This window comes from Janthinobacterium sp. FW305-129, assembly GCF_020858115.1.
Taxonomy (GTDB): domain Bacteria; phylum Pseudomonadota; class Gammaproteobacteria; order Burkholderiales; family Burkholderiaceae_D; genus Janthinobacterium.
In genome coordinates this window covers 293,073-307,991 of the sequence record NZ_JACYMM010000005.1, presented here as the reverse complement: position 1 = coordinate 307,991, position 14,919 = coordinate 293,073, and the positions used below count along the sequence as shown (strand labels likewise).

The following is a 14,919-nucleotide window of genomic DNA, read 5'->3' as shown; positions in this document are numbered from 1 at the left end:
GCCGCGTCATCAGGATGACACAATCTGTTGCTAAAGTGACGCGCTTTCACCATATCGAGGGCGCGACATCATGGCAAGTCAAATGGACAGGCGGCAATTTCTGAAATTGGGCGGCTTCATTACCGTCTCCGTGGCCACCGTCGGCCTCGCCGCCTGCGGCAGCACCGATTACAGCGATCCTGGCGTGCCGCTGGCCTCGGGCAGCGACTGGAAATTCCCGCAAAGCGTGGCTTCGGGCGATCCGCGCGCCGACAGCGCCATGCTGTGGACGCGCGTCGTGCCCGCCAGTTTCGACGCCGTCGCGCCCGCCGTGGCCGGCAAGTCCGACGTGGCCGTGCGCCTGATCGTCAGCGCCAGCGACAATACGGCCGCCCTGGGCGGCAACACGGCCCTGGCCGGCACGCCGATCGTCGATGCCAAGTTGCCATTGAAGGCCGATTTCGACAACACTCTGCGCCACAAGGTCACGGGCTTGCAGCCTGGCCAGGTGTATTTTTACCAGTTCATCGCCGGCGACGTGCGCTCGAACGTGGGCCGCTTCAAGACGGCGCCCGCCGCCACGGCTGACGTATCCCAGCTGCAGTTCGCCTACCTGACGTGCCAGGACTGGAGCATCAACCACTGGGGAGCGCTGTCGCACATCGCCGCCAACGAAGCGCTCGATTTCATCGTCCACCTCGGTGATTACATCTATGAAACGGTGGGCGAGGCCTTCCAGAGCGGCGCCGTGGAAAGCCGCCACGACCAGCTGAAATTGCCCGACGGCACGTATAAAAACGGCAACTCTGGCGCGAAATACGCGACCACCGTGGCCGATTACCGCTACCTGTACAAGAAATACCGCACCGATGCACGTCTGCAAGCCGTGCACGAACGCTTTGCCTTCATCGCCGTCTGGGATGACCATGAATTCACGGACGACGCCTGGCAGGACGCTTCCACCTATGAAGGCCTTGTGGCCGCCGACGGCAGCGACCTGCACCAGCCGGCCCGCCGCCGTAGCGCCAACCAGGCCTGGTTCGAATACATGCCGGCCGACGTCACGTTCGATAGCGCCGCGACAACCTTCCAGAACATCCAGATCTACCGCGATTTCCAGTTCGGCAAACTGATGCAGCTGGTGATGACGGACGAGCGCCTGTACCGCGCCGACCATGCAATCGCCGAATCGACCATCAATCCGGCCACGGGCAAGCCGCTGGGCAGCATCGGCAGCCGCTACCTGGTGCCGCAGGCGCTGTTCGACAGCGTGGAAGGCCAGAAGATGGCGGCCGCCACGAAAGCCGGCGCGGACCCGCTGGCGGCCGTCGGCATGCTGGGCAGCACGCAGCGCGACTGGTGGAAGGGCAAGATGAAGGCGGCCACGTCCACCTGGAAACTGTGGGGCAATGAAGTGTCCTTGCTGCGCATGGGCTTGAATGGCACGGATGCGATTGCCACCTTGCTGGCCCTGAGCGCCATGGCGAACGTGGGCAAGGGCATCGCCAGCACCTTGCCGTTGGTGGGCGGCAGCGTGCCATTGGCTTCCGCTATCGTGGCCGCCTCGACGGCGGGTGCATCGACGACCGTGGCGCAGGCAGCGGCCATGGCGATTGCCGCTGCGGCAGCCAACACAGGCGCGCAGGGCGCCGCAGCCGTGGGCGCCGGCTTGAGCGCGGCCCAGGCCGGCATCACGGTGGCCGCCTACAACAGTGGCTCGCCGACCTCCGCCGCGCAAGTGATCGCCTTCGGCTGGATCAAGCCCGACGTGCAGGCCAAGGGCGCCGCATCGGGCTTTGTCGCCGCTTCCGGCCAGCAAGCGGCGCTGGCGCCGTTCTTTACGCGTTTCCTGCTCAATTGCGACCAGTGGGATGGCTACAACAGCGAACGCAAGAACCTGATGGCGCACCTGAAAACGAATGCCATCGGCAACGTGGTGGCGCTGACCGGCGATATCCACTCATTCTTTGCCGGCACTGTCAGCGATGATTTCGACGCCGCTGGCGGTGGCACGCCTGTCATGGTGGACCTGGTGTCGGCCGGGGTCAGCTCCGACTCCTTCTTCAGCTACCTGAAGTCGGCCGCCGGCGCCATGGGCGACATCGGCACCCTCGTCAGCTATCCGCTGGCCATTCCCGTCGCGGGCCTGGGCACCGTCAATCTCGACGTCAACCTGCTCGACTACACCATGGGCAAGGCCGCTCCCACCGTCGACAGCCTGCTGGAGCAATTGCACGTGCAACTGCGCGGCGCCCTGGCCGCCAAGGGCGTGCCGGAAGCCCAGCTGGACGCGACGGTCGCTGCCGTGCAGGCGGGCTTGAAAGCGAGCACTGACTTCAATACGACCCTGCTGGGCCTGGCGCAGCAATTATCCGGCCTGGGCAACAACCCGTGGATCAAGCACCTGAACACGGATGCGCAGGGCTACACGGTAGTGACCTTGACGCCGGGCAAGCTGGTGGCGCAGTTCAAGCAGGTGAATAAACTGGTCGGCACGGCGGCGCCGGCGAACGTGATTGCGCGGGTGACGACGGCGACGGTGACGGCGGGTGCGGCGGCGGTGGTCATTTCTTAAACTTATTTCTTAAACGTCAACCCCAAAGAAGGCTGGGGTCGGACCCTCAGGGGCCGACCCCGGTATTTGCCGTTGGGGTTATCAGCTTGCTTTCGCTTTTGCCATTACAATCTGGGCATGAGCTCCAGTTCCCCGCAAGCAACCCCTCCATCTATTCCCCGTTCCGTCTACCTCGGTGGCCTGGCCATCGCCGTGGGCGGGGCGGTATTGTTTTCCACCAAGGCCATCGTCGCCAAGCTGCTGTACCGCTACCAGATCGACGCCGTCACCCTGATCGCCTTCAGGATGATCTTTTCGCTGCCCGTGTTCGCCGTCATCGCCTGGTGGAAGATGCGCACGGAGCCGCCGCTGTCGACCAGCGACCGCTGGCGCCTGGTCGGGCTGGGCCTGGTCGGCTATTACCTGTCCAGCTATCTGGACTTCCTTGGCCTGCAATACATTTCCGTGGGTCTGGAACGGCTGATCCTGTTCCTCACGCCCACTTTCGTGCTGCTGATTACCACTGTGTACTTCAAGCAGCGCATCAGCCGCCTGCAATGGATGGCCCTGTTCACCTCGTATTGCGGCATCGTGCTGGTGTTCGTGCACGACTTGCAGGGCGGCGCCAGCAATGTGGCGCTCGGTTCCACCCTGGTGCTGGGCTCGGCCTGTTCGTATGCCGTGTATCTGCTCGGTTCCGGTGAGCTGGTGAAACGCATCGGCTCGATGCGCCTGGTCAGCTATGCGATGTGCGTGGCCAGTTTTGCCTGCATCGCTCAATTTTTCATTTTGCGCCCCGTCGAATTGCTGATCCAGCCCATGCCCGTGTATGGCTTGTCCTTGCTCAATGGCATCTTTTGCACCGTGATGCCCGTCTTCATGACGATGATCGCCGTCGAGCGCATCGGCGCGCCCGTCGCCTCGCAGGCCGGCATGATCGGCCCCGTGTCGACCCTGTTCCTGGGCGCCATGATCCTCGACGAACCGATCACCAACTGGCAACTGGCTGGCACCAGCCTGGTCCTGGCCGGTATTTACTTGCTGTCGAAAAAGAAATAATTCCTCCAACCACTGAAATGGTCTCCACCATGAAAACACGCATCGCCCTGATTGCCCACGACAAGAAAAAAGATGACATGATTACCCTGGCGGGCGAATACCTGGATTTTCTCAAGGGCTGTGAACTGTCGGCCACGGGCACCACGGGCGGCCGCCTGATCAACGAGCTGGGCCTGGCGGTCGAGCGCAAGCATTCTGGCCCGTTCGGCGGCGACTTGCAGATCGGCTCGCTGCTGGTGGAGGGCTTGATCGATTGCGTGATCTTCCTGCGCGACCCGATGACGCCGCAGCCGCACGAGCCGGACATCAACGCCCTGGTGCGCGCCTGCGACGTGCACAACGTGGCGTGCGCGACGAACCTGTCGTCGGCGCACCTGGTGCTGTCGCAACTGCAGGCGCGGGCCGTTGCTGCCGCCTGATTTACCCAGACAAGGAGATAAGCATGAGCGCAACGATTACCACCAAAGCCATCCGCGTACAGCGCGTGGGCGGCCCGGATGTGATGGAATACGTGGATGTGGAACTGCCGCCGCCGGGGCCCGGCGAGGCGCGCGTGAAACACGAGGCCATCGGCCTCAATTTCATCGACGTGTATTTCCGCACCGGCTTGTATCCGCAACCGCTGCCGAATGGCTTGGGCGTCGAGGGCGCGGGCATCGTCGAGGCGGTGGGCGAGGGCGTCACGGAAGTGAAGGTCGGCGACCGTGTGGCGTATGCGGCACGCATCAATGGCGCGTATGCGCAGCAGCGCAACTTGCCGGCGGCCCTGCTGCTGGTGCTGCCCGAGCGTATCGCTTTCGATACGGCCGCCGCCATGATGCTGCAAGGTTTGACGGTGCAATACCTGTTCCACCGCACGGTGGCGCTGAAGGCGGGCGATACCATCCTGTTCCACGCGGCCGCGGGCGGTGTGGGCCTGATCGCCTGCCAGTGGGCGAAAGTGCTGGGCGTAAACCTGATCGGCACGGCCGGTTCCGATGAAAAGGCGGCGCTGGCCAAGGCGCACGGCGCGGCACACGTCATCAACTACAACACGGAAAACTTCGTCGAGCGCGTGCGCGAGATCACGGGCGGCAAGGGCGTCTCCGTGGTCTACGATTCCATCGGCAAGGACACGTTCATTGGTTCGCTCGACTGCCTGGCGCCGCTGGGCATGATGGTCAGCTTCGGCAACGCCTCCGGTCCCGTGCCGGCCTTCACCCTCGGCGAGCTGGCATCGCGCGGCTCGCTCTTCATCACGCGCCCGGCCCTGTTCAGCTATGCCTCGAACCGCGCCAACCTGGAAGAGATGGCTGCCTCGCTGTTCGGCGTCGTCAGCAGCGGCGAAGTCAAAATCGAGATCAACCAGCGCTACAATCTGGCCCATATCGCCCAGGCGCATACGGATCTGGAAGGGCGCAAGACGACCGGCTCGACCATCATCGTGCCATGAGCGGCGGCAGTGACGGCACGCCGAAGTTCGGCCGCCTGCTGATCGTGCTGGTGCTGGCCGTGGCCCTGATCGGCGCGCTGACCTTTGCGGCCGAGGCGTATTACTCATAGCCGTAAAACAGGCATAAAAAAACCGGCTGGCGCATCGCTGCACCAGCCGGTTTTTTTGAGCGTCAGTGACTTATTCCACCTTGACTTCGACTTTACGGGGCACGCCGCTCTGGCCGGGGAAGTCGGCAAAGGCGCTTGCCACCATGGCCGGCATCACTTGCGAGGTGGCACGCTTGTTGCTGGTCGATTGCACGGTCACGTCGTACAGTTTCTTGCCGTTGCGGTCATTGATCGTCACGCGCAATTCGCGTTCGTACTTATGGCGTACGCTCTCTTCCACCTCCATCGGACCATACCAGTAAGGGTTGTAGCCGAAGCGGCCATAGCCTGGCCATGCGCCGTAGCGGTAGCCATAGCGGCCAGGCCAGTAGCCAGGGCCATACCAGAATGGGTCGCTGGCCTGCAGCACGCGTTCAGGATAGTCGACGGTGGAAAAATGCATCGCCACGCGCAAATTGGCTGCCGCAGGGCCGGATGCTTCGCCGAAGCCGTGCTTGGCCAGTTCCGCGCGCACCAGGTTCTGGTAGCTGCGGTATTCCAGCGTGTCGTTTTCCGCCGCTGGCGCTTCGAAGACGTACGATTTGTCCTGCAATTGCGCAGGCCACTCATGGAAAACGGTCACATCGCTGCGTATGGTGGTGGCACATCCGGTGAGCAACACGGTCAATGCGGCCATCATGATGGTGAGATATCGTTTCATTGCATGACCTCCTGATTAGTAGACGCAATTTATCGCTTAGTATTATAAGAATAGTTCCATTTGTTTCCATTCATTATTACAGAATGTTACCTGGTATGTCGCCGTGTAAGGGAATCCAACATTCCTGAGCTGAATCGCGACGAGCGGGGGCTGGTGTTGGTAAAATAGGCTTTTGCCTCCGCTCCCACCCAAATCCCTATGCGCACAGACAGCCCTCAGACGATTTACCGCAAAGATTACACGCCGCCCAGCTTCCTGGTCGACAGCGTCGAACTTGGTTTCGATCTCGATCCCGCCCGCACAGTGGTGGCGAGCCGGATCCGCATGCGCCACAACCCGGCCAGCTCCAGCCGCAGCATCGAATTGCACGGCGAACACATCGAGCTGGTCATGGTGCGCCTGAATGGCAAGCAGCTGAAACCGTCGCAATACAAGCTGACGGCCGGCATGCTGACCATCCCCAAGGCGCCGGACGAGGTGCTGCTCGATATCGAGACCGTGCTGGCGCCGCAGGACAATACCTCGCTGTCCGGCCTGTACGTGTCGAACCATAATTTCTTCACGCAGTGCGAAGCGGAGGGCTTCCGCCGCATCACCTTCTTCCCGGACCGTCCGGACGTGATGGCCAAATACACGGTCATGCTGCGCGCCGACAAGGAACACTATCCGGTGCTGCTATCGAACGGCAACCTGATCGAAGAGGGCGACCTGGGCGACGGACGCCATTACGCCAAGTGGGAAGACCCGTTCAAGAAGCCGTCCTATCTGTTCGCCCTGGTGGCGGCGCGCCTGGTGTGCCAGGAAGAGCGCTACACGCTCAAGTCGGGCCGCGAAGTGCTGTTGCAAGTGTGGGTGGAAGAGGGCAACCTCGATAAAACCGACTACGCCATGCAGTCGCTGAAAAACTCCATCCGCTGGGACGAGGAGCGCTTCGGCCTGGAACTGGACCTGGACCGCTTCATGATCGTCGCCGTGGGCGATTTCAACATGGGCGCCATGGAAAACAAGGGCCTGAACATCTTCAACACCAAGTACGTGCTGGCCAATCCGCGCGTGGCGACCGACGTTGATTACGCGGGCATCGAAGCGGTGGTGGGCCATGAATACTTCCATAACTGGACCGGCAACAGGGTCACGTGCCGCGACTGGTTCCAGCTGTCGCTGAAGGAAGGCTTGACGGTGTTCCGCGACCAGGAATTCTCGGCCGACATGATTGGCACGGACACGGGCCGCGCCGTCACGCGCATCGACCAGGTGCGCACCCTGCGCCAGGCGCAGTTCCCCGAGGATGCGGGCCCGATGGCGCATCCCGTGCGTCCCGACTCTTTCGTCGAGATCAATAACTTTTATACGGTCACGATCTACGAAAAGGGCGCCGAAGTGGTGCGCATGTACCAGACCCTGGTGGGCCGCGACGGTTTCCGCAAGGGCATGGACCTGTATTTCGAGCGCCACGATGGCCAGGCCGTGCAGTGCGACGACTTCCGCGCCGCCATGGCGGACGCGAATGGCCGCGATTTCACGCAATTCGAGCGCTGGTACAGCCAGGCCGGCACGCCGGTGGTGGCCGCTTCCACGCACTACGACGCCGCCAGCCGGACGTTCGAGCTGACCCTGGCGCAAAGCTGCCCCGCCACGCCGGGCCAGCCGGAAAAACTGCCTTTCCACATTCCCGTCACCGTCGGCTTGCTGGCTGCCGACGGCAGCGACCTGCCGCTGCACGTGGATGGCGTGGCATCGGGCGGCGTCACCAGCGTCGTGCTGGAATTGACGCAGGCGTCGCAGACGTTCCGCTTCACGCATGTGGCGGAAGAACCCGTGCCATCGCTGCTGCGCGACTTTTCCGCGCCCGTGGTGCTGGAATACGATTACACCGATGAACAGCTGCTGCACCTGTTCCGCCACGACAGCGATCCCGTCAACCGCTGGGAAGCGGGCCAGCGCCTGGCCATGGAGCGCCTGCTGAAACTGACCGCCGCCGTCGCCACCGGCGAGGCCCTGGCGCTGGACGACACCTTCATCGCAGCGCAGCGCGCCCTGCTGGCCGATGAGACGCTCGATCCTGCCTTCCGCGAGCTGGCCCTGATCCTGCCGTCGGAAACCATCATCGCCGAGCGCATGGCGCAAGTCGACCCGCAGGCGATCCACGCGGCGCGCCAGTTCATGCGCCGCACCATCGCCGCGGCCCTGAAACCTGAATTGCTGGCGCAATACCACGCCAACCAGACGCCGGGCGAGTACAGCCCCGACGCCCTGTCGGCCGGCAAGCGCGCCTTGAAAAACCTGGCCCTGTCGTATCTGTTGATTGCGCCCGAAGCGGCGGAGCTGGACCTGGCGCGGCTGCAGTTCGATAATGCCGGCAACATGACGGACCGCGCCGCGGCGCTGGCGGCGCTGATTCATTCCGGCTCGCAGCCGCATGCGCAGGCTGCCTTGACCAGTTTCTATGCCGACTTCGAGAACGAGGCGCTGGTGGTCGACAAGTGGTTCGCCATGCAGGCGGCCGCGCCGACGACCGACGTGCAAGCCGTACGCCAGCTGATGACGCATCCGGCCTTCACCTTGAAAAATCCGAACCGCGCGCGCAGCCTGATCTTCAATTTCACCAACGGCAATCCGTCGCAGTTCCATGCGGCTGATGGCAGCGGCTACGCTTTCTGGGCCGAGCAAGTCATCGCGCTCGACGCCCTGAACCCGCAGGTGGCTGCCCGCCTGGCGCGCTCCATGGACCGCTGGCGCCGTTACGTGCCGGCGCTGCAAAGCCACATGCGCGACGCGCTGGAGCAAGTCGCCGGCCAGGCCAGTTTGTCGAACGACGTGATGGAAGTGGTCAGCAAGGCATTGGCCAATTAACACTGCAATAACTCATTAAAATAAAAGGGATTTCATGAAACGCATCAGTCTTACGCAATACCTGGTTGAAGAGCAGCGCTCGAACAACAGCATTCCGGCCGAACTGCGCCTGCTGATCGAAGTCGTCGCGCGCGCCTGCAAAACCATCAGCCACGCTGTCGGCAAGGGTGCCCTCGGTGAAGTGCTGGGCACGGCCGACACGGAAAACGTGCAGGGCGAAGTACAGAAAAAACTCGACATCATCTCCAACGAGATTTTGCTCGAGGCGAACGAATGGGGCGGCCACCTGGCGGCCATGGCGTCGGAAGAGATGGAATCGATCCACCCGATCCCGAACCGCTATCCGAAGGGCGAATACATGCTGCTGTTCGACCCATTGGATGGCTCGTCGAACATCGACGTCAACGTCTCGATCGGCACCATCTTCTCGGTACTGAAGGCGCCGGACGGCATGGGCCAGCCGACGGAGCAGGACTTCATGCAGGCAGGCTGCAAGCAAGTGGCGGCCGGCTACGCCGTGTACGGCCCGCAAACCATGCTGGTGCTGACCTTCGGCAATGGCGTGAACTGCTTCACCCTGGACCGCGAGATGGGGTCGTGGGTGCTCACGCAAAGCAATATGCAGATTCCGCCCACGACGAAGGAATTCGCCATCAACATGTCGAACGCGCGCCACTGGCATCCGCCCGTGAAGCGCTATGTCGACGAACTGCTGGCCGGCGACACGGGCCCGCGCGGCACCAATTTCAATATGCGCTGGATCGCTTCGATGGTGGCCGACGTGCACCGCATCCTGAACCGCGGCGGCATCTTCATGTACCCGGCCGACCTGCGCGACACCTCGATGCCGGGCAAGTTGCGCCTGATGTACGAAGCGAACCCGATGGCCTTCATCGTCGAGCAAGCCGGCGGCGCGGCCACCGACGGCCAGCAGCGCATCATGGACATCGCCCCGCACAAGCTGCACCAGCGCGTGCCCGTCTTCCTCGGCTCGAAGGACGAAGTGGCCCGCGTGACGGCGTATCACGCCGAGTAAAAGCCGCACTTTTCCGCGATTTTCAGCGGCCCGCAGCCGGGCCGCTAAAAAAAATGAAAAAAGTTCGCGTTGACACTAGCAAATTTTGTGCATTGTTTGTAGAATGTGGGTCTTCGCCGTTGTAGCTCAGTTGGTAGAGCAGCACATTCGTAATGTGAAGGTCGCCAGTTCGATTCCGGCCAACGGCACCAAGTTTCATCAGAAAACCCGCTTACCTGCAAAGGTCAGCGGGTTTTTTGTTTGCCGGCCATCGGCACTTCGTCGCTGCAGCCTCTTAAAACTCTTCCCAATCAGGCTCCGTGGCCTTGCGGCGTGCGGCCGGCCTGGCGCTGCTGATGCGCGTCACCTGCGTCCCGGGCGTGGTGCCGGGGCGCCGGGCAGGGACCGCGTTCGTTCGCGGCGCGGCAGCAGCGGGTGCCGCCAGGCGGAACACGCTGACGGCCTGCACCAGCTCCCCGGCCTGCTGTTTCAGGCTGATGGCCGCCGCCGCCATCTGTTCCACCAGGGCCGCGTTCTGCTGCGTCACTTCATCCATTTGCGTCACCGCCTCGCCGATCTGCGCGACGCCGGCGCTCTGCTCGACGCTGGCCGAGCTGATTTCGGCCATGATGTCGGTGACGCGGGTGATGCTGTCGACGACCCGCGTCATGGTGCTGCCGGCCTGGTCGACCAGGGTCGTGCCCTGTTCGACGCGGGCCACGCTGTCGTTGATCAGCAACTTGATTTCCTTGGCCGCTTCGGCGCTGCGGCCGGCCAGGCTGCGCACCTCCGTGGCGACGACGGCAAAGCCGCGTCCCTGCTCGCCGGCGCGTGCTGCTTCCACTGCCGCATTGAGCGCCAGGATATTCGTCTGGAAGGCGATGCCGTCGATGACGTTGATGATGTCGGCGATGCGCTTGCTGGCGGCGTGGATGCCGCGCATGGTCTCTACTACCTGGGCGACCACGGCGCCGCCGGCCAGTGCCACCTGCGATGCCTGCTGCGCCAGGGTGTTGGCCTGGCGCGCGTTATCGGCATTCTGGTTGACGGTGGAGCTGAGTTCTTCCATCGAGGCGGCGGTCTGCTCGAGTGCACTGGCCTGGCTTTCGGTGCGGGCGCTCAGGTCCTGGTTGCCAGCGGCGATTTCGGCGCTGCCCAGCGCCACGCTTTCCGAGTTGTGGCGCACCGTCGCGACCACGGCAGTCAGGCTGTCGCGCATGCTGGCCAGTGCCCCCAGCAGCCGGGCCACTTCGGCCGGCCCCTGGCGCCGGATGTCGCCCGACAGGTCGCCCGAAGCCATCACGTCGGACAGGCGTACCGCGTGGTCGAGCGAAACGGCGATCTGGCGATACACATACCAGAGGGCCGCCGCCAGCGTGGCGATCAGCAGCACGGCGACGGCGCTCAGCGCGCCGAACCAGAAGTGCTTGGCCTGCTCCGCTTCTTCAATGGCCTGGCCCGTGCGGCGGTCCAGCATGCCGAGGAACTCGTCGACCGGGCGCATGATGCGGGCCTTGGCTGCATGGTAGGCCGCGTCGTGCATCATGCTGCGCGCCTTGGCCAGGTCGGGGGCATCCTGGCGCGTGAAGGCGCCGCTCTGGTCCGCGTACAGGCCCTTGACCATGTTCATGGCCACCGTTTCAGTGCGTACCAGCTCGTTGGAATTGACTTCCGCTTCCTTGAGCTTGGCGAATTCGGCCTCACTGAAGCCGGCCGCCTTCATCAGGCTCGTCAGCGCGATGGCCTTGTCCGAGCCCTTGCCCGGGTCGATGTCGGCGGCGCGGAAATCCCAGTAGATTTTTTCGTACTGCGCGGGGCGCGCCTTCTTGCCGCTGCGGATATCGAGAATTTCCAGGTATTGCTGTTCCCATTTCGGCTCGCCCGACACGACATAGGTACGCGCCAGGCGGGTCAGGTCGTCCGAGCTTTGACGCATTTCGTCCGCCAGCAGGTAGGAGGCATAGCGCGAATCGTGGGCGGCGCTGACGGCCGCCGATGCCAGGCTGACGCGGTAGATGCCGAAACCCACTAGGGCAATGACGAGGCCGACGACGGCCAGGGCCGTGGCGAACATGAACTTGATGCTGGACGATTTCATGGTTTTCTTCCTTGTTGTTGTTGTTGTTGTTGTTGTTGTTGTTGTTGTTGTTGTTGTTGTTGTTGTTGTTGTTGTTGTTGTTGTTGTTGAACGGGTGGTGCGCCATACATGCGCGACAGTTTGTCCAGTAGCATGCTGGTGTCTTCCAGCGCGGCGCGGCGCGCCGGCGTGTTCTGTTCAAAGTGCATGTCGCGCAGGGTCTGCGCGGCGGTGACCAGCGTGTCGCGCAAGCGCAGCAGATGGCTGATCGTCGCCTCGAGGTCGGTGGGCGGGCCTGACATGGCCTTCTGCGTATGGTCTGTCAATGCATTCTCCTGTAACGATGGCGCGCATGGCGCTGTGGTATTGCCCAGTCTAAATAGAATTGGGCGTGGTAAAAATCAACTAGTTGAAGTTGGGAATCAATTGCCGCGCGGGCCACTGGGCGATGGGCACTGGTTTGCCGAACAGATAGCCCTGGAAGGCATGGCAGCCTTTTTCCGCGAGGAAGCGGTACTGCGGTTCGGTCTCGACGCCTTCGGCGATCACGTGCAGGCCGAGCGACTGGCTCATGACGATGATGGCGTGGACGATGGCGGCGTCGCTGGCGTTGGCGGTGACGTCGTGCACGAAGGATTGGTCGATTTTCAACTGGTCCAGGGGTAGGCGGCGCAAGTAGGACAGCGAGGAAAAGCCGGTGCCGAAGTCGTCCATCGACATCCTGACGCCGAGCGCGCGGATGTCGTGCATGCGTTCGATGACGTCGTCGACACTGTCGAGCAGCACGCTCTCGGTCAGTTCCAGCTTCAGCAGCGCCGGCCGCACCTGGTACTGCTGCAGCGCCTCGCGCACCTGCTCGACGAAGTCGCGGCGGCGGAACTGGCGTGCGCTGACGTTGATGGACAGGGTCAGTTGCGCGCTGTCCGGCGCGCCGGCCCAGGCTTGCAATTGGGCGCAGGCCGTATGCAGCACCCACAGGCCCAGCGGCACGATCAGGCCGCTTTCCTCGGCCAGCGGAATGAATTGGGCTGGCGACACCGACGGCCGGTCCGGCGGCAGCCAGCGCAGCAGCGCTTCGGCCCCGACCAGGCGGCCGGCCAGGTCCACCTGGGGCTGGTAATACAGCTGGAATTCATCGCGGTGCAGGCCCTTGCCGAGCGCCGCCTCGAGCAGCGCGCGCGATTCGATCTCCGCCAGCATCGCCGTGTTGAAAAAGCAGATGCCATTGCGTCCTCCCTGCTTGGCGTGCGCTAGCGCTGCTTCGCCCTGGCGCAGGATGTCGTCGATGGACAGGCGCTGGCCGCGGTACAGCGTAATGCCGATGCCGGCCGTGGCATGGCAGAACTGGGCGTCGGCGCAGAACTGGTAAGGGTGGCACAGTTCGCCACGGATGCGCTGCGCCACGGCACCGGCCTGTGCGGCAGCGTCCGCTTCGTCGCACGCCAGATTGGCCAGCAGGATGATGAATTCATCGGCGCCCACGCGCGCCACCGTATCGGCCGGGGTGGCGCAGTCGCGCAGGCGCTGCGCCACCTCGCACAGCAGGCGGTCGCCGGCGGCGCGCCCCTCGATGTCGTTGAGGCCCTTGAAACTGTCGAGGTTGATGACGAGCATGGCGCCGTAGTCCTGCCGATTGGCGGCCAGGGCCTGGCCCAGGCGCTCCATTATCATGCGCCGGTTCGGCAAATCGGTCAGGCAGTCATAGTAGGCCAGGTGGCGGATGCGTTCTTCGGCCAGCTTGCGCTCGCTGATGTCGCGCACGACGGCCTGGACGACCGGCGCGCCTTCCAGTTCTATCGCGCTCAGCAGCACTTCGGCGTGGAAGTCGCGGCCCGTGTCGAGGCGGCGGTAGACCCAGTCGTAGCGCACGACGCGCTGCGCCAGCGCCACCGCGATCTGCGATTCGAACAGGGCCACCGAGCCGCTGCCACATGGCTGCTGCGCGGGCGACAGGTCGCCGGGACTGTTGGCCAGGAAGGCGGGCTTGCTGCCGCAGCCGAAGACGTCCAGAGTGGCGCGGTTGCAGTCGAGCAGGCCGCGTGCGTCGACCAGCCAGACGGCGTCGCTGATCGAGTTGTACAAGGTGCGCAATTTCAATTCGGAGTGCTGCAGCTCTTCCCGGTTGCCGCGCAGCTCGGCCATCGCCGCCAGTTCGGCCTTGCGCCGGCGGTAAGCCTTGCGTCCCTGGATGATGGTCGAGGCGGTGAAGGCGGCGGCCAGCAGCGACAGCACCGCCAGTTGCTGCCACCAGGGCTGCAGATAGTCCTGCGTGGCCAGGCCGACGAAGATGTAGAAGGGCTGGCGCGGACTCTTGCGGTAAGCCATGCGCCGCGCGATGCCGTCCAGCGCGACCACGGTGCGGTAGCTGCCGGCCGCCGGCGCCGCGGCGATGTGGGCGCGCGTGGCCGGCGAAACCGTGCGGCTGCCGATGACCAGCCGATTCCACGCCTGTTCGGGAAAGCGCGCCACCAGCGCCATGTCGGCGCTGCGCAGGGAAATGATGCCGTGGCGGCCGACGTCGAAGGCGGCGATCAGGCGTGCCAGGTAGTCCAGCGGCAGCTCCGCGTAGACGACGCCGGCGAAACTGCCATCGCTGTGGCTCAGGCGCCGCGCCATCAGCACTACGCGCTTGCCGCTGGCGCTGCTGCTGCCCGGCGCGGCGATGATCAGCTGCGAATGCGGGTCGCGCGCGGCGCGCAGGATATCGTCGCGCAGGCGCAGCGGCGGCTGCCCGGCCGGCGCCTGCGGGCCGTACAGGATGGCACCGCTGGCGTCGGCCACGCCGACCGTTTCGACTTCATGGATCTGCGCGCGCTGCTGCAGCATGCTGGCATGCAGTGTCGCGGCGTCGATGCCGTGCGCGGCGAGCTGCTGTTGCGCCTCGCTCTGGATGCCGAGCAGGACGAGGTCGACCTTGCCGAAGACCTCGGCGACGCTCGTTTCGAGCGCGTAGGCGAGGTTTTGCGTGGCGAGGGCGGCCTGTTCTTCGTAGTGCCGTGCGCTGTGGAACAGGGTCAGGGCCGCCAGCGCATAAAACGCAATGTTGCTGAAGGAAACCTTCAGTACCTTGCGCATGTAAGGCGAACCGGTCCAACTGCGCCATTTGTTTGCGTTCATCCTTGTCGTCTCCGTGGAGCCCG

10 protein-coding genes and 1 tRNA gene are annotated in these 14,919 nt (G+C 63.8%); 7 read left to right on the top strand and 4 right to left on the bottom strand.

Annotated elements, in window-relative coordinates:
• Positions 1-70 precede the first annotated feature (70 nt).
• The 4 genes from IGS61_RS12435 (at position 71) to IGS61_RS12420 (ending at position 5,024) form a co-directional block, all read left to right on the top strand.
• The gene (locus tag IGS61_RS12435) at positions 71-2,554 is read left to right on the top strand and encodes an alkaline phosphatase D family protein (protein ID WP_230539857.1); all 2,484 of its coding nucleotides are present in this window, start codon (positions 71-73) and stop codon (positions 2,552-2,554) included.
• A 117-nt stretch (positions 2,555-2,671) separates the two neighbouring features.
• Positions 2,672-3,592 (top strand): DMT family transporter, encoded by a 921-nt coding sequence (locus IGS61_RS12430; RefSeq protein ID WP_230539856.1) that lies wholly within the window; start codon positions 2,672-2,674, stop codon positions 3,590-3,592.
• Between the two features lie 29 nt (positions 3,593-3,621).
• Positions 3,622-4,011 carry a methylglyoxal synthase gene (locus tag IGS61_RS12425; RefSeq protein WP_230539855.1) on the top strand — a complete coding sequence of 130 codons (390 nt, stop codon included), beginning with the start codon at positions 3,622-3,624 and terminating at the stop codon, positions 4,009-4,011.
• 23 nt (positions 4,012-4,034) lie between these two features.
• Positions 4,035-5,024 carry a quinone oxidoreductase family protein gene (locus tag IGS61_RS12420; protein WP_230539854.1) on the top strand — a complete coding sequence of 330 codons (990 nt, stop codon included), beginning with the start codon at positions 4,035-4,037 and terminating at the stop codon, positions 5,022-5,024.
• A gap of 180 nt (positions 5,025-5,204) precedes the next feature.
• Here the strand turns inward: IGS61_RS12420 and IGS61_RS12415 are convergent, their stop codons facing one another.
• Positions 5,205-5,834, bottom strand: coding sequence for a DUF4136 domain-containing protein (locus IGS61_RS12415; RefSeq protein WP_230539853.1), 630 nt, complete (start codon positions 5,832-5,834; stop codon positions 5,205-5,207).
• A 198-nt stretch (positions 5,835-6,032) separates the two neighbouring features.
• Here IGS61_RS12415 and pepN point away from each other — a divergent pair, with 198 nt between their 5' ends.
• From pepN to IGS61_RS12400, 3 genes are all read left to right on the top strand, one after another.
• On the top strand, positions 6,033-8,687 hold the full coding sequence (gene pepN, locus IGS61_RS12410) for an aminopeptidase N (protein ID WP_230539852.1): 2,655 nt from the start codon (positions 6,033-6,035) through the stop codon (positions 8,685-8,687).
• 34 nt (positions 8,688-8,721) lie between these two features.
• Positions 8,722-9,723 carry a class 1 fructose-bisphosphatase gene (locus IGS61_RS12405; protein ID WP_230539851.1) on the top strand — a complete coding sequence of 334 codons (1,002 nt, stop codon included), beginning with the start codon at positions 8,722-8,724 and terminating at the stop codon, positions 9,721-9,723.
• A 115-nt stretch (positions 9,724-9,838) separates the two neighbouring features.
• Positions 9,839-9,914, top strand: a tRNA-Thr gene (locus tag IGS61_RS12400).
• Positions 9,915-9,997: 83 nt separating this feature from the next.
• Here the strand turns inward: IGS61_RS12400 and IGS61_RS12395 are convergent.
• The 3 genes from IGS61_RS12395 to IGS61_RS12385 form a co-directional block, all read right to left on the bottom strand.
• Positions 9,998-11,800 (bottom strand): methyl-accepting chemotaxis protein, encoded by a 1,803-nt coding sequence (locus IGS61_RS12395; RefSeq protein ID WP_230539850.1) that lies wholly within the window; start codon positions 11,798-11,800, stop codon positions 9,998-10,000.
• Positions 11,797-12,105, bottom strand: coding sequence for a hypothetical protein (locus IGS61_RS12390; protein WP_230539849.1), 309 nt, complete (start codon positions 12,103-12,105; stop codon positions 11,797-11,799). The genes IGS61_RS12395 and IGS61_RS12390 overlap by 4 nt, the downstream gene beginning before the upstream one ends.
• 79 nt (positions 12,106-12,184) lie before the next feature.
• On the bottom strand, positions 12,185-14,896 hold the full coding sequence (locus tag IGS61_RS12385; RefSeq protein WP_230539848.1) for a bifunctional diguanylate cyclase/phosphodiesterase: 2,712 nt from the start codon (positions 14,894-14,896) through the stop codon (positions 12,185-12,187).
• Positions 14,897-14,919: the final 23 nt, after the last annotated feature.

Coding starts and splice junctions, on each gene's coding strand:
- IGS61_RS12395 (WP_230539850.1), bottom strand. CDS start 11,800: ATGAAATCGTCCAGCATCAAGTTCATGTTCGCCACGGCCCTGGCCGTC.
- IGS61_RS12420 (WP_230539854.1), top strand. CDS start 4,035: ATGAGCGCAACGATTACCACCAAAGCCATCCGCGTACAGCGCGTGGGC.
- IGS61_RS12430 (WP_230539856.1), top strand. CDS start 2,672: ATGAGCTCCAGTTCCCCGCAAGCAACCCCTCCATCTATTCCCCGTTCC.
- IGS61_RS12405 (WP_230539851.1), top strand. CDS start 8,722: ATGAAACGCATCAGTCTTACGCAATACCTGGTTGAAGAGCAGCGCTCG.
- IGS61_RS12415 (WP_230539853.1), bottom strand. CDS start 5,834: ATGAAACGATATCTCACCATCATGATGGCCGCATTGACCGTGTTGCTC.
- IGS61_RS12385 (WP_230539848.1), bottom strand. CDS start 14,896: ATGAACGCAAACAAATGGCGCAGTTGGACCGGTTCGCCTTACATGCGC.
- IGS61_RS12425 (WP_230539855.1), top strand. CDS start 3,622: ATGAAAACACGCATCGCCCTGATTGCCCACGACAAGAAAAAAGATGAC.
- IGS61_RS12435 (WP_230539857.1), top strand. CDS start 71: ATGGCAAGTCAAATGGACAGGCGGCAATTTCTGAAATTGGGCGGCTTC.
- pepN (WP_230539852.1), top strand. CDS start 6,033: ATGCGCACAGACAGCCCTCAGACGATTTACCGCAAAGATTACACGCCG.